The 21,762-nt window shown below is 58.7% G+C and carries 17 protein-coding genes and 1 pseudogene; 14 read left to right on the top strand and 4 right to left on the bottom strand.

Going from position 1 to position 21,762, the window contains the following annotated elements; genetic code table 11:
• From D6B98_RS40610 to D6B98_RS40375, 5 genes and pseudogenes are all read left to right on the top strand, one after another.
• Nucleotides 1–185, top strand: a pseudogene (locus tag D6B98_RS40610) (hypothetical protein); the annotation flags it as partial.
• A gap of 788 nt (nucleotides 186–973) precedes the next feature.
• Entirely contained in the window at nucleotides 974–1,201 is a 228-nt protein-coding gene (locus D6B98_RS37885) for a hypothetical protein (protein WP_126262032.1), read from the top strand.
• Nucleotides 1,202–1,860: 659 nt separating this feature from the next.
• On the top strand, nucleotides 1,861–2,118 hold the full coding sequence (locus tag D6B98_RS37870; protein ID WP_126262029.1) for a hypothetical protein: 258 nt from the start codon (nucleotides 1,861–1,863) through the stop codon (nucleotides 2,116–2,118).
• Nucleotides 2,119–2,374: 256 nt separating this feature from the next.
• Nucleotides 2,375–2,959 (top strand): hypothetical protein, encoded by a 585-nt coding sequence (locus tag D6B98_RS37865; protein ID WP_126262028.1) that lies wholly within the window; start codon nucleotides 2,375–2,377, stop codon nucleotides 2,957–2,959.
• 12 nt (nucleotides 2,960–2,971) lie between these two features.
• Nucleotides 2,972–3,307 carry an SIR2 family protein gene (locus D6B98_RS40375; RefSeq protein WP_164719137.1) on the top strand — a complete coding sequence of 112 codons (336 nt, stop codon included), beginning with the start codon at nucleotides 2,972–2,974 and terminating at the stop codon, nucleotides 3,305–3,307.
• Nucleotides 3,308–3,503: 196 nt separating this feature from the next.
• Here the strand turns inward: D6B98_RS40375 and D6B98_RS37860 are convergent, their stop codons facing one another.
• Nucleotides 3,504–4,721 (bottom strand): O-antigen ligase family protein, encoded by a 1,218-nt coding sequence (locus D6B98_RS37860; RefSeq protein WP_164719136.1) that lies wholly within the window; start codon nucleotides 4,719–4,721, stop codon nucleotides 3,504–3,506.
• Between the two features lie 1,315 nt (nucleotides 4,722–6,036).
• On the bottom strand, nucleotides 6,037–7,278 hold the full coding sequence (locus D6B98_RS37850; RefSeq protein ID WP_126262025.1) for a glycosyltransferase family 4 protein: 1,242 nt from the start codon (nucleotides 7,276–7,278) through the stop codon (nucleotides 6,037–6,039).
• 537 nt (nucleotides 7,279–7,815) lie between these two features.
• On the opposite strand from D6B98_RS37850, the gene D6B98_RS37845 reads away from it, so the two are divergent.
• The 3 genes from D6B98_RS37845 to D6B98_RS37835 all read left to right on the top strand — a co-directional run bounded on the left by D6B98_RS37845 (nucleotide 7,816) and on the right by D6B98_RS37835 (nucleotide 13,545).
• Nucleotides 7,816–8,691 (top strand): hypothetical protein, encoded by an 876-nt coding sequence (locus D6B98_RS37845; RefSeq protein ID WP_126262024.1) that lies wholly within the window; start codon nucleotides 7,816–7,818, stop codon nucleotides 8,689–8,691.
• Nucleotides 8,692–8,704: 13 nt separating this feature from the next.
• Entirely contained in the window at nucleotides 8,705–11,200 is a 2,496-nt protein-coding gene (locus D6B98_RS37840) for a glycosyltransferase (RefSeq protein ID WP_235884935.1), read from the top strand.
• A gap of 86 nt (nucleotides 11,201–11,286) precedes the next feature.
• Nucleotides 11,287–13,545, top strand: a complete 2,259-nt coding sequence (locus D6B98_RS37835; protein WP_347338656.1) for a glycosyltransferase family 2 protein — start codon at nucleotides 11,287–11,289, stop codon at nucleotides 13,543–13,545.
• 56 nt (nucleotides 13,546–13,601) lie between these two features.
• Here the strand turns inward: D6B98_RS37835 and rfbD are convergent, their stop codons facing one another.
• Both rfbD and rfbC read right to left on the bottom strand, forming a co-directional pair.
• Nucleotides 13,602–14,555: a dTDP-4-dehydrorhamnose reductase gene (gene rfbD / locus D6B98_RS37830; protein ID WP_126262022.1), complete on the bottom strand. Its 954-nt coding sequence runs from the start codon at nucleotides 14,553–14,555 to the stop codon at nucleotides 13,602–13,604.
• Nucleotides 14,555–15,109, bottom strand: a complete 555-nt coding sequence (gene rfbC / locus D6B98_RS37825; protein ID WP_126262021.1) for a dTDP-4-dehydrorhamnose 3,5-epimerase — start codon at nucleotides 15,107–15,109, stop codon at nucleotides 14,555–14,557. The genes rfbD and rfbC overlap by 1 nt, the downstream gene beginning before the upstream one ends.
• A 111-nt stretch (nucleotides 15,110–15,220) precedes the next feature.
• On the opposite strand from rfbC, the gene rfbA reads away from it, so the two are divergent.
• The 6 genes from rfbA to D6B98_RS37795 form a co-directional block, all read left to right on the top strand.
• Complete coding sequence (rfbA, locus tag D6B98_RS37820) at nucleotides 15,221–16,099, top strand: glucose-1-phosphate thymidylyltransferase RfbA (RefSeq protein ID WP_126262020.1); 879 nt, start codon at nucleotides 15,221–15,223, stop codon at nucleotides 16,097–16,099.
• A 22-nt stretch (nucleotides 16,100–16,121) separates the two neighbouring features.
• On the top strand, nucleotides 16,122–17,189 hold the full coding sequence (gene rfbB, locus D6B98_RS37815) for a dTDP-glucose 4,6-dehydratase (protein ID WP_126262019.1): 1,068 nt from the start codon (nucleotides 16,122–16,124) through the stop codon (nucleotides 17,187–17,189).
• A 55-nt stretch (nucleotides 17,190–17,244) separates the two neighbouring features.
• On the top strand, nucleotides 17,245–18,108 hold the full coding sequence (locus D6B98_RS37810) for a class I SAM-dependent methyltransferase (RefSeq protein WP_126262018.1): 864 nt from the start codon (nucleotides 17,245–17,247) through the stop codon (nucleotides 18,106–18,108).
• Nucleotides 18,109–18,111: 3 nt separating this feature from the next.
• Complete coding sequence (locus tag D6B98_RS37805) at nucleotides 18,112–19,065, top strand: alginate O-acetyltransferase AlgX-related protein (protein WP_126262017.1); 954 nt, start codon at nucleotides 18,112–18,114, stop codon at nucleotides 19,063–19,065.
• Nucleotides 19,066–19,411: 346 nt separating this feature from the next.
• Nucleotides 19,412–20,398 (top strand): glycoside hydrolase family 71/99 protein, encoded by a 987-nt coding sequence (locus D6B98_RS37800; protein ID WP_164719135.1) that lies wholly within the window; start codon nucleotides 19,412–19,414, stop codon nucleotides 20,396–20,398.
• Between the two features lie 430 nt (nucleotides 20,399–20,828).
• Nucleotides 20,829–21,762: IS5 family transposase (locus D6B98_RS37795; protein WP_245481528.1), on the top strand; the 934-nt coding region annotated here is incomplete at its 3' end.

The raw sequence follows: 21,762 nt of genomic DNA, 5'->3' as shown, positions 1-21,762 counted from the left end.
ATTCGCGGGTCAATCTTGCCCGCCGTCAGGCAGAAACTCCACTTATCGCGCTGTTCAGATTTGCGGGACCAGCTCATTATGGGCTCAACCGGACATTGGATGAGACGGGGGCAACAAGCGAAGCGCAGCTCAGGCGGGACTCAGTTCGCCCGGATTGCAAGCTTCCTTCTGAACGGAAGGCGTGATCCCAACTACTATCCTCTCCACTGTCGGCTAGGCCAAGGGCGTCTCTTCAGCAACGGCGGTTCAGGCGTTCGAAAGGAGATCGATAGCCTGCAGCTTGGCATCGTACTCTTCGTACGTGCCAAGCACGATCTGGCCAACGGCCAAATTGTGCACGGAATCGATGACTGAGGGAGAGTCGTAAGTCAGAGAAACAGGACCCGTGAATAATACTTCTTCGCCCGACTCATCTCGCCCGAGCGTTCGGTCGGTGCATTACTTGACGAGCTGTGAGAGCCCTGCCTCTCTCCCCGCGATATGTTTGCATTCCGCTGGCTGACTATGATCGCGTTCGCCAAGCTACAGATCGACGCACCGGCTGAAGCAGTCAACTCGACTGGTTCCATCGTGGCATTGAAGCCAATCGGAATTATCCCATAGCGCATTTTGGGCTCGCCACGGTACTGGCGCTGCTCGGTTCGCTGGATGACGCAAGGGCCGCCGCGAGGGCCGGATCTTTGCTTGATCCAAGCTTTACGATCCGCCGCTTTCGTGACGGCGCGTCGAGTGATAATCCAACCTACTTGGCTAAACGCGAACGAGTTTATCAGGGCATGCGAATAGCTGGGGTGGCGGAAGGGTGATGTCGGAGATGAGGCCACAAGCGTGAACGGCTATTACTTACCCGAGGGGAAGCTACGGAAGCCGCGACAGTTCGGGGAGGTTTGAGGCCGTATCACAGGATTGATCGATTTGTTGCCTATCCATGTTGGTGCGGAGAACACACCGCTATCATGAGAGGATCGAGATATTGTCGTTCAGCAAGCCCACGTTCTTTGGCGACCCATGGCTCGACGACGAGGGCACCAACGTCGTGCCGTTCGAAAGCCCGTGTAACAGCATATATCTCGCTGTCGGCGACTTCGGCCTGGCCAAGATCTTCGACATCAGCCGGTTCGTCGCGGCCCTCCCACGCTGCGCGAAGACGTGCCCAAGCGAGGAATTCCGACTCCTTCTCGGGGGTGTGGGCTCTCGCTGACTTCGGTTACATCGCCCTATGAGCTGGCCGGCGGCAGTGCCTGGCAGGACATCATTCGCGGCTGCGACCTTGGCTTTCGGGCCGCGATTGCGGCTGTCGTTCGTTTGATCACTGTCCTCAGCCGTACCGTGGCGGCCGGAGCTGCTCCAGTCCATCCTCGATCACTCGGAGGTCTTCAAGTAGAGAAGATCGCGACTGAGCCGGGTTGGTGCCGGATGTGGACTGTAGTGTTCCCAGCAACTGGCCGCAAAGTTCTCGCATATTCTCCAGGGCTTGCCGGTTCTTCAAACGTACATAAGCGGAAACGATCAATTCGACGGTTGTTGGCAATGGGTTGCTCCGAATACAAAGCTCTAAAATACGTTGCATCGTAACCCGTTCAAGATAACCTGCAAGACCGCTCGATGAACACGTTGTCCATCCAGCGCCCGCGACCGTCCATCGAGATCCTGACGCCGGTGGCGGCCAACGCGCCGGTGTAGGCGGCGTCAACAGGTAAGGGCGTCCAGATCGGCGAGCGGTGGCATGAAGCCGAGCTTGCTGCAATCGCATGGATCGCGAAGATCGGCGAGAGGATAACGCGCACTCAGGCCGTGCGTCGGCTGGTCGAGCTCGGGCTGAAGACGAAGAAGTGAGCAACTGAACGATTTGAGGTGACCATGAAGCTGCTGATCGCGCTAATCACGCTGTTCTTTGCGAACGGCGCTTTTGCTCAAGCTGCTCCACCCAGAGCAGCAAAGATGCCATCCACTCATGTTAAGTCGCAGGCGCCGCTGGGTTGTAAACTAGTCGGGACGGTCAGAGGCGCGAAGATCTGGGCAGGTGATTGCGTTGCTGCGACACCAGTGGACACGCCAGCGCCGTCATCACCGCCCGCCCCGTCAGCCGAAGGCGATGCGCCCGCAGAGAAGCAGTGATGGGCTCAAGCATCATCAATCTGCAATATCGGTGCAATTGTCCGCCTCTGCCGGCTTCAGGATGTGCGCAGCACTAGCTTGCAGATGTGGTGGGAATACGGGTGGTCGGCGTTGACCTAGCGTTGAATCTGCTCCACGGGCAAGACCCCGCACATGCGGCAGCAGATAGTGCCGTGAAGGCCAATGCTTTATTCACCCCTATTATGCGCACCGGAAAGCTGCTATTTGGCAAGACTGTCCACGATTGGCGATTGCTATGACCTGTTTCCTTCTGACCGGCGCAGGCTTTTCTTACAACTGGGGCGGCCCTCTTGCTTCCGAGGTCTTTGAACAGATCTTAGCCGACAAAAACATCGATACGGTCTCGCGGGATCGACTGTTCGATTCAGGCGGTCGTTTCGAAAGCGTAATGGCCGAGCTACAAATTTCGAAAGACGCGGAGGACCAGAGGCGTGCCGATGCGGCTGCTGACCTCAGTGGTTGGCATCTTCAACCACATGAACAACAGTTTCATTATAAACAGTTCGAGTTCGAGAACCCGCCCAGCGTCCAGCACTCTGTCGCTGCGTTCCTTAGCCGCTTCCATGTGATATCTGCGCTCAATCAAGAGAGCCTGCTCGAACAACACTACAATCCAATATTCGGTACGCCGCAGAACTGGTCTCGTCTTTATCAGCCGGGAATGAGACACCCATCGACATTCAGGCCAAGCGGAACCCGCCAAGACAAGTTCGCTCCCGTGGAGCCCAATCCGCCTTTCACTACTATCCCAACCAGTGGTGCCCAACCTTACGTGAAACTCCCATGGATCGGTGAATTGGGTCGAGTCCAACATGGGTAGCGCATTCTCATCATGGGAGGGGAAAAAGCCGTAAGCATTGGTCTATACCCCAACCTGAAATGGTATCATGATCAATTCCGCGGGATACTTCTCAGGCGATCGGCCCGACTGCTGATAATCGGTTACAGCTTCAGTGACGCCCATATCAATGACGCGATCGTGGAAGGGCTGGCGAACGGTCTGAAGATCTCTATTGTTGATCCCTACGCGCTCAGTGCGCTGAAGAGAGACCCGCGGATCGAGAAGAAGCGCTCGGAATCGGTCATAGGTATTTCAACGCGGCCTCTCACTGCGACATTCGGGGGCGATAGAAACGCTCACGCGCAAATCTCGCAGTTCTTCGCCTAGGACGTCATTAGCGCCAAGCCATAGCCTAATTGAAGTCAGTTGGATGAACGCGAGGTAGCGACAAGTTTGTCGTAGCCCGTGCCACCGCGACATTGCTTGATCCGGTTGAAGAACCGCTCAACTCGACAACTAGGAGAAAACGTGAGAGTTGAAGGGCTGGTGGGCAACACCGAAGCAGCCTTGTGCAGCTCATCGGTCACTCCAGGCGTTTGCCTTCTCCCTGCCCGCTGAGAATGCCAACTACAAACACGTACAGCCAGCCTTGATAAAAGTCGAATAGGTGAGAGTTGAAGACCGAGCTCGCAATGTTCTGAACGACGGCAACAAAGCCGATCAATGCAAGGAAATTCCCATTCGGTCCCATCATCCCTGCACGGAACAGCCAGAGATGAGCCCCCCACATTCCAAAAAGAACTATGCCGCCGAGCATTCCCCATTGGATCGCGACGGCAAGCGTCTGATTATGCGGGTTGTCAACTACCAAACCCGTCAGGCCATCATGTCCCGCCGCCGCTGCAGCGAACAGACTTCTGGTCGACCCGGTCCCGCGCCCGAGAACCGGTGCGGAACGCACGAAGCCGATCGACTTGCGCCAAAACTCGAGACGCTCGGCGCCTCCAGCTGGATAACCGTCAGCGGTGAACACAGCGTTCGCGCGATAGCTGTCGATTTCCTTGAACAGACGAGTCGTCTTCGTTTGCAGATTCGGTGACGTCGCCAGCAATCCGGCCGTTAGCGCGCTGATCCCCGCGAACAACGCAAGCAGCGACCATCCTTGAACATAGCGCAATGCAAGCAGCGTCAGCATTATCGGCAAGTAGATGAAAGCGGTGCGCGCGACGTTGACGAACGCGAGATTAGCAAGAAAGGCGGACGACACTGCGCAAAGAAGAAGCGCCTTGTTTCGCAGTCCGTTACGCAGGGACTCCGCGGCAAGCCCAAGCAGGACGACCGCGATGAGAACGAATCCCTGACTTTGGTCGATATAGTTCTTGACTGGGACTCCCGCCTCCCTCGCTCCGATCAGATGGAAGACTTCGGGCGAGATGAACAAAACAAACGAGAATGCCAGCAGACCCAAGCTGGAAGCAACATAGGTCACGAACACCATCCGGGCGCAACCCGATTCTCGAAAATGCAGGGCGAGCGGTAGCACCCAGAGCAATTTTCCGACCTTCTCGAACGCATGCAATCGGTCCGACCACGGCACCTCATGGGCCCAGGTCACCCCGATTGCAGCAATTCCGAAGAGCGCGACCGGAAGCGCGTAGGCAGGTCGCGTCCAATCTTTAGTCAACTCGAGCGGACCGTACGTGATCAGGACCATGAGCAGTACGGGGATCGCCAAGATGGTTGTGGCGGACGTGGACCACGGAAAGGCCGCAGCCAGGATCATGATGGTGACATCGATCACGCGCATTCGAAGGACGCAGGCTTGACGTTCCTTCGGCCCACTCCAAACGAAAAAAAGGAGCCTAAGCTGGGAGCCGGTTACCACAATTTGGAGCTTTATAATTATCGATCCGGGCGTCGGGCTGTTTGGGCATCATTCTAGGTCGTAGCCCTCAACGGAAATAAAGCAAGGGAACGGCACTTTCGGGACGAAATCAACCAAAAGTAGATGTTGCCGCCTCCCGTCACACCTGCCGTGTCGGCGGGAGCCGGAACCAAAGGACCCTGGCTGCAGCAGTTCAACAGCGCAAATGCCGGTTCGTGGACACGCGGCCTCCTGATCCGTCGGCGCGTCGCCCGGTGATGACCTTGCCTTCTTCACCACCTGGTGCCCTGCAGGAACACCTAGACTAGTTCACGTGCTGATTTGAGTAAGAGGAAAACACCTCCATCGCTCAGGCTGTGAGGGTGTTGAACGGACTTCACGCACCTTCTTAAAAGGACCTCACGCTCTTTGCCGGGGGGCAAGTGCTCTGCGCGGGCTCCTTCGATGAGCCGTTCGCCCAGTGTTTTATGCTGCTTGAACCTGAGGCGCTTCATGGGCGTTGTTCCGTGATGAACTCGCTGTACTCCAAAAACGCCCTGGAAGTTCAGACGTTCGATAGAACACCGTAGGCTCATGCATCGAAGCGTGCTACTACCTGAATCGAGGGGGATCGCGCTAACGTTGGCTGGATCGCGCCCTTGGCCCGATCAATCCGGCCCCTCAGATCCGATGAATGACTCGCCGACGCGCGGCGACCCCAGGCGCGCCTTCCCAGCAGCCCCACCCGCTGCACTATTCCCATAGCGCCCACAGCTCCGCAGCTTCGTTCAATCCGGCTTCTATGAGGTCGCACGCCAAACCGGGCGCGCGGCTCGCGCCTGCCACGCGACCTCACAGAACCCTCAAGATTCTGACGTCGCGATTTTTCCTGATTCGGTCAGGTGAAGCGCGCCGGCACGTATGGTGTGGGGTCGATCGCGGGCTTTTCGCCTGTCATGAGTTGCGCGAGCAGTTTTCCGCTCATGCCCCGTCTAACTAAGCACGTCGTCCCCGAGATCGGGGTCCATTTCAACGCATCGCGTTGATCTGGGAAAGTTGCGATGCTCAACGCGGCGCGTGCCGAAGCTCGCCAACGTTCAGCTGAACTGTCGGCGCTGCGCACCTCCGGATAGTTTTGGCGCGGCTCCTGTGGAGATGGCGGGCTGGCCACAATTACACGGCGCGTGAGATTGCAGGTCTGGTCAGAAGTGCGGCTCATTCAGCCGGCTTCGCAACCGGTCGGCGCGTAGGTTCAAATGCCGCCCGGAGGAGGCGCACCCCGTCTTTGATTCAGAAGAAGACGCATCCGCGGCACACAGACCTGCTCCGCATCATAATGATCGATCACGTAGTGGCGGGCGGTCGCGCGCAGCTCGGAGAACCTTGCCGGCTGTGCCAGCGCTTCAATAATCCGTTCGGAAAGCTCGTCCACCGCGAAGAATGGTACAAGCAAACCGTTTTCCCCGGAGCGGATGATTTCACGTACTGGCGCCGTGTCAGAACCGATCACAAGGCATCCCGCGCTCATCGCTTCCAACATCGACCAGGACAGTACGAAGGGATACGTAAGATAGACGTGTGCGGATGAGACCTGAAGGGCGGCAATAAAGGTGTCATACGGGACGCCGCCCACGAAATGTACACGGGACAAGTCGAGGCGATCACGCACTTCAGCAAGGAATGTTGCCTTCCAGGTCGTGCCCGTCGGTGGCGGCAGACCGTAGGAGACGCCGGTCCTGCCGATGACGATGATCTGCGCGTTCGGCCGGCGTCTCAAGATCTCCGGCAGTGCCCTCATAAAGATATGGTAGCCCCTTAACGGCTCGAGATTTCGCGCGACAAACGTCACGACCTCGTCGGAAGGGCGAAGGTACTGGCCATTCGGTAGTGTCAGGCGCGCATGGGGGTCCGGCCGCATCCGCGCCGTGTCGATGCCCTCATGGATCACGTCGATCTTGCTTTGATAATGTGGGGGAAAGGTCGATTTTTGCCATCTCGTTGGCGAGATCCCCATTTCGCAATCCTCGAGCGCGAGCAGAGTCGTCGCATTCTTCACATCAAGACCAATATGGCCATCAACTCCGGGCACCGGAAATTCCGGGTCAAACCCGACGTCACGCCCCTCGGGCCCGTAGAAAAATTCGCAATAGATGAGCAAACGTGCCTTGGGAAACATCGTACGCAACGGCAGCGTCTCGCCCCACCCGGGATGGGCGAGAATCAGATCCGGCGAAAACCCGGACGTCTGTAAGCTCGAAAGACTGTACAGCACCTGCTCTGCGCGCCGGCACTCAAGATCGAAGCGTCGCGCAAACGGATGCGTTCCCGACACCTCAGCTTTTGGAAGTGCATATCGGATCAATCTTACGGATGGCATCGGTCTTGAAGTCGGCGCGCCGATGGCAACGAGCTCGAAGCCAGGCTGCCTGGCCAAGGCAGCCGCTATGTTGCGGTATTGAGCCGGAAAATTGTTGTGAACGAAAAGAATTTTCATCGGCAAAAGCTCTGGGCGTGATCAACGCAAACAGGTGCGTCCGGCAGTTCCCGATCCTAAACTGCTGTATCACTGTCAGCCCTCGCGGGCATGAAGTGTATTTTGCTGTCACAGATTAAGTGAACGTGACAAACGCATGACAGCTTTGGTTGTTTCCCTGCCGTGTTGTCTATGATAAGCATGCTTACATGCGCGTTGAACTGTGAGCATCCTGATGAGCACCAAACAATTCCGCGTCAACTCTGAGTCACGAAGCCGCCGTCCCTACTTGATCGACGCCGATGATAGCGCGGGCGTTATCGTGCTATTGAGGCACGAGAATGACAGGCTTCGTCAGATTGCTCAACGCAGAAACCGAATACATGCGCCGATCTCTGTTGCCGCCAGATTGCCGTCCCGCCGTTCGCTTGAGAAGCGTTCCCTAAGGCGACTTGTTCGCGGACCGGTTCGTCGGAGCGACGCTCCGAATCTCACGGGATCACGCAACACCGTCAAGCGAGAAGAAAAATCGTTGGTTCAGCGAATGTGATTGGAGCAATGATGGACGATGTTGAGCAGCAGAAAGTTGTAAGTCTAGATCGGGGACTCTTCTTCGTGAGCTACAAGAGCGCGGACGATCTCGCCTCGCCGCCGCACGTGACGGTTGTACCGGCGCAGGGACATGAAGGGTGCATGGAGCTCATCATGCATCCCGACGCAACCGAGCCGACACTTTGGGAGCCGAATTCGGGCCTGATGGTCCGGGTCAACACACCCGGCACGTTGCAGATCCAGGTTCAGCCGATGCGACCCGGGGGATCGCGCGCGGCCATGGTTCGTATCGAACCGATTCAGTCCGGCCGAGCGCCGCTCGCTGCGCAAGGTGAGAGCGCGGCCACGCACGCAAACGTTGCACTGGACGGTCTCAAGATCCTCGGCCACGTCGCAGGTCGCGGCGATGTTGTCGTCGCGCCTAACGCTTGGATTGCAGGTCCAACGGCCCCATCGCGCATCGAAGGAATTGCCCTTGAATGGCCGGAGAAGCCGGCGGGTCTCGACATTCGCTATGCGGTCCAATTGCCAATTGGCCAGGCCGGGAGCGGCAAAATGGTGTCGCTCGGGTCCTATGCCGGCACGCGTGGACGAGCCTTGCCGATTACAGGCGTCGTGCTGGAAGTCAGTGGCGCCGCAAGATTCGAGTTCGTTGCGGAAGCGACGTTCTTGAACGCGCCGACCTTGCGCGCCGTCGGCAAACGCGTCGTTCTATCAGGGCCGACCAGCCGCGAGCCTCTGGTTGGCATTCGCATCGGCGTCAACCGGTTAGCAGCCCCGGACAATGTCGTCGTTCCCGCAAAATCGTCACGAAAGCCGGTCGGCTCCAGCCGGGTCCGCGTTTTCCGCAGCCGGGCGCGCCAAGAGAGCTCCATCGGCTAGGAGCAATGCGAAAATGGAGCCGCGTAGCGTGGGTGAGCGATCGGCTGGGTCCGACGACAATCGCAAGTTTCGCGATGTTTCCTTCCTCGTCGGGCCTCACGCGCATGTCGCGCTCGAACGTCTCGCAGCAGAGGCGTTGACCACGCAGGAGTTCGCGACGGCGCTCAAATACGCCGATCGACGCATTCGAGTTTTGCCTCCACCAGCAGCTCACTGCTTCGTTCTCCGCGCCGAAGCCGCTTGGAGGCTTGGACATAGCGAAGCTGCGCTGTCCGACCTTGCGCGGGCGCTTCTTGTTGATCCTTATGATGTCGGCGCCAACCGCCGGATGCTGGTGTGGGCTGCCGACGAACGGCGACTGGCCGCAGCCGCTCAACTAATATGCCGCGAAGGCAATCCGGCCGTCCTTCGAGCTGCCATCACCGAGCTGCGGCGTGCCGGGGGCCGCCATTGGGCGGCCTGCTCTGTGTTCGACAATCACGTGACGGGCTGGGTCGCCTGGACGAACGCCCGTTCGGTCGAAGTGAGCCTTGCAACCGAAGACGGCACGCTGACGAGCATTCTCGAACCCAATCCGTTTCATCCCCTGGCGAGCGCGGATGTGCAGGCAACAACCTTCTTAGTTCGGCGGCCACCGTCCACGACATCTCAAATCGTGACGCTGAGATGCGGCGAAGACCTCGTCCAGGTTCGACGCGTGGCGTCCAATCTCAGCTCGACGATGACCCTCCGAGCCGCTCGCGATCCTTCCATCAGATCCGGACCGAACGTCGACCTGCCGACCGTTATTGTCCCCGTCTATGCGGATGCGCGGGCAACGATCGAATGCTTCGAGAGCCTCGACAAGGCAAGGCGTCCACGAGGAACTGATAAGGACGCGTTTCAGGTTCTCGCCATCGACGATGCCAGTCCGGAAGTGGAGCTGCAGCGCCATCTGAGCGAGCTTGCGACGGCAGGCAAGATTCGTCTCCTCGTAAACCCAGTCAATCTCGGCTTTGTCGGCGCGATCAATCGGGCGCTGAACGAGATCCAGAGGGGCGACGTAATACTGCTCAACTCCGACACGCTCGTTCCGCCCGGCTTCGTCGATCGCTTAGCCGACGTGGCATATTCGGCGCCAAACATCGGAACCGTCACACCACTTTCTAACAACGGCGACATCTTTTCCTTTCCAACGCCGAACGACGTTAATCCGATGCCGCGCTATGACGAGATTGTCGCAATCGATCGCGTCGCCAGCGTAGCTAATGCGGGGAACGCGATTGATGTCGCAAGCGGCATCGGATTCTGCCTCTATGTTACCCGCGCCTGCCTCGGCAGTGTCGGCGAGCTCTCGGACAATTTCGATCGCGGTTATCTCGAAGACGTCGATCTCTGCCTCCGCGCGCGGACCAACGGCTTCCGGAATGTTTGCGCGCCGTCGGTCTATGTCGGACATCATGGCTCGAAATCTTTTCAAGAGGAGAAGCGCGACCTCGTGCTTCGCAATCTCAGCGTTTTGGACCGGCGCTTCCCGGACTACCGGGCGGAATGCCGCGCCTTTGAAATCGCCGATCCGTTACGGCCGGCGCGCGCAGCGCTTGAGCGTGCGCTGCCATGGCCGGCTGAGCCATCGGTACTAGTTCTCGCGAGCGAGCGGACCTGCCCTGCGGTAACCGACGCGCTGATACGCCATCTCCACCTGCATAGCGAGCGCACGGTCCTGCTCTCGCGGGACGACAACGTGCTTCATCTCCGAGCTGCCGGCGGACATTTGCCGCAGACCACGCGTTTGAGACTCGATACCGAGGTAGATATCGCCAACGCTGGCGACGTCCTGAGACGGCTATCCCCAATGCGTGTCGAGATCCTTGAGCCAAACCTGCCGTCGCGGCTCATCGAGCTGATCCGGTGCCTCGATGTTCCGATCGATCGCTGGCTGATATCGGAGAGTATTGGCGAGATTGCTTCCGTACCCTCCGACACGGCTCCACTTCTCGTTCCCAGCAAAACAGCCAAGGCCTATGCACAAAGCAGGTGGCCCGATCGCATGATCGTGCTGCATGACTGGCCCACATGTTCCCTGACACTGCCGCCAATCTCCGCCAATGATAAATCCCTTGCAATCGTTCCCTCGACGCCAACGCTCGCTTGCCTGCAAATGATACAAACATTGGCCGATCGTCTGTGGCGGCGCAAACCATCGCTACCGATCGTCATCGCCGGGGCGACCTGCGGCGATCATCGCTTGATGTCGCGGCCCAATATCTTCGTCACGGGCGCGATTGCCGCAGACGAACTTGGCGATGTTCTGAGACCACATAATCCGGGCTGGATCCTGACCGATTTTGAGCGGCCCGTCTTCGGCCATCCACTCGTCGAGACCGCCAGACAGGCGACGAGGCCAGTCGCCTACCGTGACTGGTCCGGCGGCGCACTGAAGCCCCGCAAAGGCGACCTTGCCATTTCTGCCATTGTGAACGCGGCGGCGCTTGCCGATCTCGTGGTCGACTGGGTCACGCGGTCCTGAGCATGTCGCGTCTCTCTCGCCACCCATCTGAATCGTCGATCAGACCAAAGCTCGTCAGCCGGCTCGAGCTCGCTCGCGATGGCACGTTGTCGGGCTTCGTCTACGACGCTGAGGCGCCGGAGCGCCGCTATAGCGTCGAGATTTTGCTCGACGGCCTGGTGTTCTGCACAACCTATGCCGACGCCTTCGTTCCCGAGCTTGCTGAACAAGCGCACCAGGCGAGTTGCGGATTCGCAATCACGATTGAGCCCGAGCTGCTGCGCGCCGCACGCACCCTCGAGGCCCGCCTCGCCAATCTCGACACGCCTGTCGGCCAACCGGTCGATTTGGAGAGCGAGCACGCAAATCACGCCGATCTGCGCAAGACGTGTCAGTTGCGCTGGCTCGGCGGGCTGCGTTTCCAGGGCTGGATCGATAGCGACTCCGCGCTCTTTCTGGAGGCAATCGTGGACGGAGAGGTTGTCGCCCAGGTTAATGCAACCGCCTGGACGCATGTGGGCGAAGCTGCGGCACACCGGAATGCGCGCGCTCTTGATTTCCACGTCCCGCAACGCTTTGCCGACGGGCGCGTTCACCGCATTTCGTTGCGCAGGGAGGACGGTGAGCCAATTCCAGCGACGTCCGTCTTTGTCGCCTTTCCCGACGGCCTTGCCGGAATGATTGACGCGCTCGGCGGTTACGGTGCCGAGCGCCTGCGCGGCCAGTTGTATGATCAGCTGATCCCCGCCTCGCTTCCGTTTTCCGACTACGTGAATTGGCGCGATCGCTTCCCGCTGCCGATGCCGCGAGCAAGTGGCCTTTCGCTCGCGGTCGTCGTCGCCGGCGCCCCCGGCGCAGAGCAAACGCTTGCCGCGCTGGAGACCCAGATCCATGAAAGCTGGACGGCAGGCGTGATTGACGGGGAGCCACTCTCTGTCGACAGCGACGCTCTGTTGGAGTTTTTGGACGGCGCCGCATCCGATTCACATCACGTCGTCATCGCGATGGCGGGTGTGGTGCTCGAGCCGAATGCCCTGGCCCGCATTGCCGCAGCATTCGGCGCCTATCCGGATACGATCGCACTGTACGGCGACCTTGATTTTCTCGCCGAGGATGGCCGGCTCTGGCCGCTGGCCTTTCCTGCATTCGACTACGAAAGGATGCTGGAGCAAGGCTATTGTGCGCATCTGTTTGCTGTTCGACGAGACACCCTGCTCGCCGGCCTTGAGGCCCGTCCCGACAATCTTTACCGCCTCTTCAACTGCCTCCTCGATCACGCTGGTCCACGTCAGGAAAACATTCTTCATCTGCCGGGAGCACTGGCGACGCTTCCTAAACTCGATCGAACGAACGCCAGCCATCGGCTTGCCGCGGCGAGCCAAATGCACCTCGACGCACGTGCCGTCAGTGCCGACGTGACCCCGCAGGAAGTCAACCTTTTCCCTGCGGTTCGAATTGGTCGAGCGATTCCGCGCCAGCGCGTGACAGTGGTCATCCCGACCCGGGACCGGCTCCCAATCTTGCGCACCTGCATCGACAGCATCGCGCCGGCGGTGGAGTGCTGCCGCGCAGATATTCTTGTGGTCGACAATGACAGTGTCGATCCCGAGACGATCGCCTATCTTGCAGGCTTGGCGAGACGCGGCGTACGGACTTTGCCGGTCGAAGGTCCCTTCAATTTCGCGAGGCTGAACAATCGAGCCGCAGCAACACTCGATAGTGACGTACTCTGTCTCCTCAATAACGACATCGAGGCGAGTTCCAAAGACTGGCTCGAGGAAATGCTCACGCGGCTCGCCGAGCCTGATGTCGGTGCGGTCGGCGCGCTCCTGACTTGGCCTGGCGGCGTCGTTCAGCATGGCGGTGTCGTCTTGGGAATGAATTTTGCGGCGACTCACGCCTTTACCGACAGATTCGGTGATGATTCCGGGTTTCTCGATCAGCTTCTTGTCGCGCACGAATGCAGCGCCGTGACTGCGGCCTGCCTCGTAACAAGACGTAGCGACTATCTTGCCGTTGGCGGGATGGACGAGTCGCGCTTCGCGGTCGCCTTCAACGACGTCGACTATTGCTTACGGTTGCGCCAAGCGGGCAAGCGGATCGTTTTTACGCCGCATGCGAAGTTAGTTCACGCCGAATCAGCTAGCCGCGGGCGGGACGATCGCGCCGACCGGCGCAGCCGGTTCGAGCATGAACTTGATCTGCTTCGGGCGCGCTGGGGTGAATGGCTCAACCAGGATCCTACATACAATCCGCAGCTCTCGCGCGATGGGATTCCCTACAGCGGCCTCGCCTGGCCGCCCGGACCACGCGCCCCTCGCTACAATCATCTCGAACCCGCGCGCGACGTGCCGTTGGGGTTCTAAGGCGGCGCCTCATCGTCCTTCAGGCCGCCGCGCGCCCCCTTCGCTCGATCCGCCGTTCAATCAAAATGGGCTCGCTGCTGGAACTGGCGCGCCGGCCCGGCGCGTGCTGCTCTTTCTTGCAAGGCAACGAAATCGTCGAGCTCGAGCGATAACGCCTCCTGCCAATTCGGCGTGGTCACTCCAAACTGTCTCTTCAGGCGCGACAGGTCGAGCCGCGAATTGCTGGGCCGTATCGCCCGAGTCGGGAAATCGGCCGTGGCGATCGGAATGACGCTTTCCGCCTTGAGTCTTAGGCCGCGCGTCCTGAGGCCGGCGACGATCGCGCTCGCAAAGCCATGCCAACTGGTCTCGCCGGCGCAGACGAGATTGACCACGCCGCCTTTGCGCGCAAAGAGCTCATTTAGGTTCGACAGATTTGGCAGCACGATATCTGCAATGGCGTTGGTGATCGTTCTCGCAGAGGTCGGCGCGCCGATCTGGTCAGCAACGATACGCAGTTCTTTGCGCTCCGTCGCAAGCCGCGCGATCGTGCGTAGGAAGTTGGCTCCTTGGGCGGCGTAGACCCAGGAGGTGCGTGCAATCAGATGCGGACCGCCTGCTGCGCAAATGGCGGTGTCACCCGCGAGCTTGCTCGCGCCGTAGACCGACAACGGCCCCGTTGGACTATCCTCGCGCCATGGCGCCTCCCCAGAGCCGTCGAAGACGTAGTCTGTGGAAAAATGCACCACCGGCACGCGACGCTTCGCAGACCATTGGGCGATCACCTCGGGTCCCCCGGCATTGATCCGGAATGCGAGCTCGCGCTCGTCCTCGGCACGGTCCACCGCGGTATAGGCCGCGGGGTTGACGATGAGATCCGGCTGAAGCGTGTCGAGTACCCCGACGAGTCTGTCAGGCTTCGACAAATCGAACTCATTGATGTTAGGCGCGATGATCGTTCCGAATCGAGCCAGGAGTGGTTGTAATGCACCTCCGACCTGCCCGCCGGTTCCCGTCAACAGTATCCGCATCAGACTTGCCCATACAATGGAAGGTTTTTGACGTCGGCAAGCAGCGGCGCGTCCGCGTCCTTGGCCGAGAGCGACGGCTTTTCGTTACCCCAGTTGATACCGATCGCCGGGTCGTCCCAGCGGATCGAAATCTCGTTCTCCGGACTATAGAAATCATCGCATTTGTAGAAAAGGTCCGCGGTCTCTGAGAGCACCAGGAAACCGTGCGCGAATCCCCGCGGAACCCATAGCTGCCGCCGGTTCTGCTCGCTCAACTCGACGGCAACGTGACGTCCGAAATTCGGGCTGCCGACGCGGGTGTCGACGGCGACGTCGAGCACCTTGCCCCGCAGCACGGCGGCCAATTTGCCCTGGGTAACCGAATTCTGCAGATGCAGACCCCGCAGAACGCCGTAACGCGAACGGGACATGTTGTCCTGCACGAAGGGCCGCGTGATACCGTATGTGATGTAGCGAGTGAATTGATAGCTCTCCACGAAGAAACCACGGTCGTCGCCGAAGAACTTGGGCTCGATGATGAGAACTTCGGGAAGCTCTGTCCGGACCACATTCATTTCGGAGCACTTCGAATTTGCCGAGCCCACCCCCGATCTCTCGGCGTCGGCACGAACTTGTACTCTTCACATTATATGTTATGATTATGATAAGTACACTGTGAGGAGCAAATGAAAGGCATCATTCTCGCAGGCGGCAGCGGCTCTCGCCTCTATCCCGTGACGACTGTCGTCTCGAAGCAACTTCTGCCGGTCTTCGACAAACCCATGATCTACTATCCCCTCTCCACGCTAATGCTCGGCGGAATCAGGGAAATTTTGATCATCTCCACGCCGCAGGATCAGGCGCTTTTCGAACGACTGCTCGGCGATGGCAGCGAAATCGGCTTGCGTTTCTCCTACGCGGCGCAAGCGACGCCCCGCGGACTTGCCGACGCGTTCATCGTCGGCCGGCATTTCATCGGCGACGATCCGGTCGCCCTTGTGTTAGGGGATAACATTTTCTACGGGCACAGCTTGCCTGGAATGTTGACTAAGGCATCTCTGCGCAATAAGGGCGCTACCATATTCGGTTATGTCGTCAACACACCCGAGGAATATGGCGTGGTCGAGCTCGACCAGGCCGGCCGTGCGCTTTCCATCGAGGAGAAGCCGAAACAGCCGAAGTCCAACGTCGCGGTGACCGGCCTCTACTTCTACGACAACGACGTGGTGGACATTGCCGCACGCATCAAGCCGTCGGCTCGTGGCGAGATCGAGATTACGGACGTTAACAAGGCCTATATGGATCGAGGCGATCTCTACGTGGACGTGCTCGGTCGCGGCTTTGCGTGGCTCGACACCGGTACGCATTCCTCTCTCGTCGAAGCCAGCCATTTCGTCCAGATCCTCGAGCAACGCCAGGGCCTGCGCATCGCCTGCCCAGAAGAAATCGCGTTGCGACAGGGCTACATTACGATTCAAGCGTTCGAACGTGTGGCCGCGAAAACCGCCAAGAGCAGCTACGGCGAATATCTACAATCTGTCGCACGCGCGCACAGAGCAGCCTGATTCGGCACACGGAGTAGAGATCATGCGTTTGAAGGGGGTGACCATCTTCGTGACGGGCGGGGCCGGGTTCATCGGCTCCGCGGTCGTACGACATCTCCTGCGCAACAGCCACGCACGCGTCGTCAACCTCGACAAGCTCACCTACGCCGCGAACCTTGGTTCCCTGCCCGGCGCGACGGAAAACCTCAAATACGCCTTTGAGAAGCAATGCATCTGCGACGCGCCGGGTCTGCGCCGACTGTTCGAGCACTATCAGCCCGACGCTGTGTTGAACCTTGCCGCAGAGAGCCACGTCGACCGCTCGATCGACGGCCCCGGCGAATTCATCCAGACTAATATTGTGGGAACGTTCACACTGCTCCAGGAGGCCCTACGCTACTGGAGGACGCTATCTCCGGACAAGCGGGCGCGGTTCCGCTTCCAGCATATCTCCACGGATGAAGTGTTCGGCTCGCTCGGCGAGGAAGGCTTCTTCACGGAAACCACGCCCTACTCGCCCAATTCACCCTACTCGGCAAGCAAGGCCTCATCCGACCACTTAGTGCGCGCCTGGCATGAGACCTACGAGCTGCCCACGCTCCTGACCAACTGCTCGAACAATTACGGCCCCTATCACTTCCCCGAAAAGCTGGTCCCGCACATGATCATCAAGGGCCTGGCCGGAGAGCAGCTCCCCGTCTACGGCGACGGAAACAATGTTCGCGATTGGCTCTATGTCGAGGATCACGCCAAGGCCCTCACACTCGTGCTCGAGCACGGAGCCGTCGGCGAGACCTATAATATCGGTGGCCGGAACGAGCGCACCAATCTCCATGTGGTTGAAAGCATCTGCGATCTCCTCGACGAGATTAGTCCGGGTCAAACCGGGCGGCGCCGCGATCTCATCACCTTCGTCGCCGACCGCCCCGGCCACGATCGCCGCTACGCGATCGACGCCTCGAAGCTCGAACGCGATCTCGGCTGGCGCGCGGAGGAGACTTTCGAGACCGGCATTCGCAAGGCCGTGCACTGGTACGTCGATCACCAGCCGTGGTGGCTGGCGATCCTTGAGCGCGGATATCAGGCCAAGCGGGTTGGACTCATCCAGTAGCCTGAGCGAAGCAGCTTTCTGCTCAAAGACCGGCGTTCGCTCAATCGAGGAAGAGATGCACAAAACCGAGATCAACAAGATATATGAGACATATGCACCCCTAACCGACCAGGAATGGCGGTCCGATCTGGTCAGGAGCGTCAGAGAACCTTCGATACGAGGCATCGCCTTTCCCTCGTTCCCGTCAGCGGACCTGCAGCGCCATCTGCAAGGAAACTCCAATGAGATGGCGATCAGAGGCGCGCTCAGCTTTCGTGACCACTGCGTCAGCGTCTTGAACGCCAACGGCGCCCCCCTCTCCAAGGATAGCATCCTGATCGACTTTGGAACTGGCTGGGGCCGCATCGCGCGCGCTTTTATGAGGGATGTGCCTGCGGCGAATATCTATGCGGTCGAACCGTTCGACTTCATCGTCGAAGCGCGCAAGGCGAACAGCTATATCAGCTTCGTCAAAACCGATCCGTTGCCACCGCTCCCGTTCCGTGACGGATTTGCGACCCACTTCGTCACTTGGTCGACTTTTTCACACTTTAACCAGCACTATTTTGATCGGTGGATTTCCGAAATTGCCCGAGTTCTCAGACCAGGTGGCATTTGCTTCATAACGACTCTCGGCATTCGATTCTTGGAGGACCTGAAGGAAGCACACCGAAAGAAGATCAATGGTCAAGAAATACACTTCTGGATTGATCTCATTCTGAAGCGGCTTCCCAGTGACGCGATCGACGCCGCAATATCGAAAGTCAGGTCCGGCAATTTCTTTTGGCTGCCCTCGGACTCAGTGGCGCGCAGCGAGTTTGCAGAATGCTTCGTTACGGACAGATATCTCTCCGATAAGTTCTCCAATCTATTCGCTGTCATCGACTATGCTGATCACGGACAGTTGGCCCAAGATTGCATAGCACTGAGACGAAAATAGAGCGTGGTGCCACAGCTCTCAAAAGACGTTTTCGAGGGAGACGACGGCCATCTCTTCTTAGTCGGTGGCAGCAACGACGTCGCCCGTCTTTTCTCCGAATCCGACCACAATCTCCAATTGATCTGTTCTGCATGGAAAGCTCTCCTGACCAGCAGAAAGAGAGCTGCTACGGATAAAGGAATCAAATATCTTCACTGCTTTGTTCCAGACAAACTTTCGATTCTCAGGACGAAGGCACTCGCCGTCACCTCTCAAATGAGATTTCCGGCCGAAATCCTGGAAGAAAGCGGTGATGCCGAGTTGCGCGGATTCTTGGTGCCGCTAACCAAGTATCTCAGAAAGCAGGCAGGCAACTACGAAGTATTCCATCGAACCGATACTCATTGGACGGTGGAGGGCTGTTTCAGCGCCTATCAGATGCTGTGCTCATACATGGTGATACCGCAAAAGGCAGATCTGATCATGCGGAACGCACCAGCCCGCGAGGGTAGCTGGGATCTCGGCTCGAAGTTGACGCCCAAACGGTTCGAGACGATCCGGTTCGGACGTTTTGGCATTGGCGCATCCCGGGTCGAGGCCAACGATATCGTGACCGCGCGTGAAACCGGCCAAGTGCCGAACGATCTGTTGCTGCACGTCGGATCGATCGTCGAATATCGCAATGAAAGACACCCTCTGGCGAAAGTGCGGATTCTCGTGTTCGGTGATTCCTTTTTTGAGTATCGGCCTCATATGCTCACCGGAATGTTTGCCGAGACTGTCGATGTCGTGATGTTTGTCTGGTCGTCCGCCATCGACTGGAAATTGGTCGACGAGTTCAAGCCGGATATGCTCTTAACGGAGGTTGCGGAGCGATTTGTTCGCGTCGTGCCCACGGATGACGTCGATATCAGGCGACATGCGACCGACAAACTTCAGTCTGTCTTGCGTTCGCAATCCGAACGGAGAGCATCATAACCTGACACGGGAACCGCACATGACTCCAAGCGTGGAACAAACTCCAGAGGTGCGAGTTTTGCCCCTCACGTTCTGCGAGGCGTTTGCAGCTTGTTATGGAATGATCAACAGCCGCGTGGACGTTCTCCAAGGCAAATGAATGGCCCCGCCCATCTGGTCGTAACCGCAGATGTCAGTCATCTCGTACCTATCAACGCGTCGGACTCTTCTGCGAGGGTTTTTCGCCAGCCTTCTGCTTCCCACCCGCAGTTACCCAAAAACTCGATGCCCGATCTTCGGAGCCATAAGGTGGGACGCACAATACTGCGACACGAGGGGGGAACCCTGTTATGAAGAAGAAAAAGCTTTGAGTCCCCAACACTGGCAGTTTCGTGCGCCGCTCCATAGCCGTCTGACCGATTCCAAAACGTTGCAATTCAACGCTACCGAGGCCTCGTTCGACGAAGAGATACGGGTCGCTCATGCGGCCGGTCTCGGCTATTGGGCATATCTAGCGTACGGCAGAGATGGCAAATTGGACCTCGCGCACTCGATGATGCAGGGGCTGAAGTACCATCGTCGAAGCGGCATTGCCGATCAGATGAACTATTGTCTGATAGCGACCTTAGACACGCTAGGTCGCGCTAACGGATTCGACGAGGCGACAAAGCGCATTCACGGTCTCTTTTCGGACCACAACTACCAGAGAACGCAGGACGGCAGACCGCTTCTGTTCCTCTACTACCTCGATGCCCTATTGCCCTCATACTGGAATGGTTCACTCGTCGAGCTCGGGAAATCGATGTCTCACCTGCGAAATCAGACGACTTCTTCGGGTGGTAAAAACCCCTACATCGTGCTTCTGCACGCACCGCCTACTACAGCTGAAACGGTCCGAAAGCAGATAGCCGTCGATGCCATTTCGGCATATGGGATAAATTTCGGGCCAAACAGGTCTGGAACCTATCCCGAGCTCCAACGGCACGTAGAACAATATTGGGAAGATGAGTTGGCCCACAGTTCGGGCAGTGTGGTGCCGACCGTCATGGTCGGTTGGGACTCGCGGCCGCGAAAGGAGACCCCTCCCGCTTATGACAAACGGGATTACACGCGCATCGACAAGCGTGCGCATGTCACGATCGCAACCCCTAGCGAGTTCTCTTTCGCCTGCCGACAGGCGTCGCGCTTCATGTCGAACCATCCGGACCGATGCCCCTATCAGATTGCGCTGATCTATTCCTGGAATGAATACAGCGAAGGTGGAGCACTAGCCCCGACTTTGGGTGATTCGTCGGCCTCAATGTTGAGAACTGCTAGCGAGGTTCTGAAGGCTTGTCGCACGGGCGAGAACTAAACAGCACACGCGGCTCCCGGTCCACGACGGCAGCCGCAATCAGCCTCGGCTTTACAAATCAGTCCGTACGATAGCAATAGCTTGCAAAATACCGAGTCGCGCGTCGATACATCCGGCAACGAAGCGATCACTCGTCATTGTACGCACACGCTTCCGCTTACGACCGGCCCGTCGATCTGGAACGAAGGATCTGCCGCAATGCTCCCGCACGGCATCATTGCGCTGATTTGTACTCGACGCCGGAATGAGTGATCAGTTAGTCGGCCGTGAAGAACCTGCCAAGCCATTGGGCGGGAGTCGATTTTGGGAACGGAGCGAGGTTTGAGATTGCCAGCTTTTTGGGTTTGAAGGCCGGAAAGCCTGCAATTTCATTCTTTGCGATTTCCTCGAATCGCGGGTCGTGATTCCGTGGGTCGCATCGGAGGGGACGATGCGACCGAAGGAACGACGGGACAGCGGACAGGCCGATCTCCTGCGCTCACGGCTGGACGCGATCATCGACATGAACCATGCGCTGGTGAAGCTTTCGCGGACGATCGACTGGTCGTTCCTCGCGGAACGGTTCGGCGCGGTCTACGAGGACAAGCCGGGCCGGCCGCCGCTGCCGACGCGGCTGATGGCGGGATTGGCCATCCTCAAGCACACCTACGACCTGTCCGACGAAGTGCTGTGCGAGCGCTGGGTGGAGAACCCCTATTACCAGTTCTTTTGCGGCGAGGAGTTCTTCCAGCACCGCCTGGTGTTCGACCGCTCCTCGCTGACGCGCTGGCGCCAGCGCATGGGCGAGGAGAAGCTGCAGGCGCTGCTGCAGGAGAGCCTCTCGGTTGCCACCAAGACCAAGGCGATCAAGCCAAGTGACCTCAATCGCGTCATCGTCGACACCACGGTGCAGCCCAAGAACGTGATGTTCCCGACCGACGCGCGGCTTCTGAACCGCGCCCGCGAGATCCTGGTGCGGCTCGCAAAGGGAGCCTGCATCAAGCTGCGTCAATCCTATGGGCGGATCGGCAAGTTCGCGCTGATCAAGCACCAGCGCTATGCCCACGCCAAGCAGTTCAAGCGCGCCAATCGAGCCTTGAGGACGCTTAGAACCTATCTCGGACGCGTCATCCGCGACATTGGTCGCAAGCTCGAAGGCAATGTCGACTTGCTCCATCAGATCGCTCTCGACCGTATGCTGATACTGGCGCGACGGGTGCTTGACCAGAAGCAGCACCAACGTGGCCCAAAGGTCTATTCGCTGCACGCGCCGGAGGTGGAGTGCATCGGCAAGGGCAAGGCGCACCGGCCTTACGAGTTAATGGCATGGACCACGCCCGCTCCCAGCGGCAACGTGGAGTCCGGCGGGGCAACAGCAGGAGCGC

Origin of the sequence: Bradyrhizobium sp. LVM 105, from assembly GCF_003957705.1 — a bacterium.
Classification (GTDB): domain Bacteria; phylum Pseudomonadota; class Alphaproteobacteria; order Rhizobiales; family Xanthobacteraceae; genus Bradyrhizobium; species Bradyrhizobium frederickii.
This window is presented reverse-complemented; position numbering and strand designations above follow the sequence as displayed.

Bases quoted from the DNA above. Each gene is read 5' to 3' on its own strand.
- D6B98_RS37870 (WP_126262029.1), top strand. From the start codon at position 1,861: ATGAAGCTGCTGATCGCGCTAATCACGCTGTTCTTTGCGAACGGCGCT.
- D6B98_RS37865 (WP_126262028.1), top strand. From the start codon at position 2,375: ATGACCTGTTTCCTTCTGACCGGCGCAGGCTTTTCTTACAACTGGGGC.
- D6B98_RS40375 (WP_164719137.1), top strand. From the start codon at position 2,972: ATGGGAGGGGAAAAAGCCGTAAGCATTGGTCTATACCCCAACCTGAAA.
- D6B98_RS37850 (WP_126262025.1), bottom strand. From the start codon at position 7,278: ATGAAAATTCTTTTCGTTCACAACAATTTTCCGGCTCAATACCGCAAC.
- D6B98_RS37845 (WP_126262024.1), top strand. From the start codon at position 7,816: ATGATGGACGATGTTGAGCAGCAGAAAGTTGTAAGTCTAGATCGGGGA.
- D6B98_RS37840 (WP_235884935.1), top strand. From the start codon at position 8,705: ATGGAGCCGCGTAGCGTGGGTGAGCGATCGGCTGGGTCCGACGACAAT.
- rfbD (WP_126262022.1), bottom strand. From the start codon at position 14,555: ATGCGGATACTGTTGACGGGAACCGGCGGGCAGGTCGGAGGTGCATTA.
- rfbC (WP_126262021.1), bottom strand. From the start codon at position 15,109: ATGAATGTGGTCCGGACAGAGCTTCCCGAAGTTCTCATCATCGAGCCC.
- rfbA (WP_126262020.1), top strand. From the start codon at position 15,221: ATGAAAGGCATCATTCTCGCAGGCGGCAGCGGCTCTCGCCTCTATCCC.
- rfbB (WP_126262019.1), top strand. From the start codon at position 16,122: ATGCGTTTGAAGGGGGTGACCATCTTCGTGACGGGCGGGGCCGGGTTC.
- D6B98_RS37810 (WP_126262018.1), top strand. From the start codon at position 17,245: ATGCACAAAACCGAGATCAACAAGATATATGAGACATATGCACCCCTA.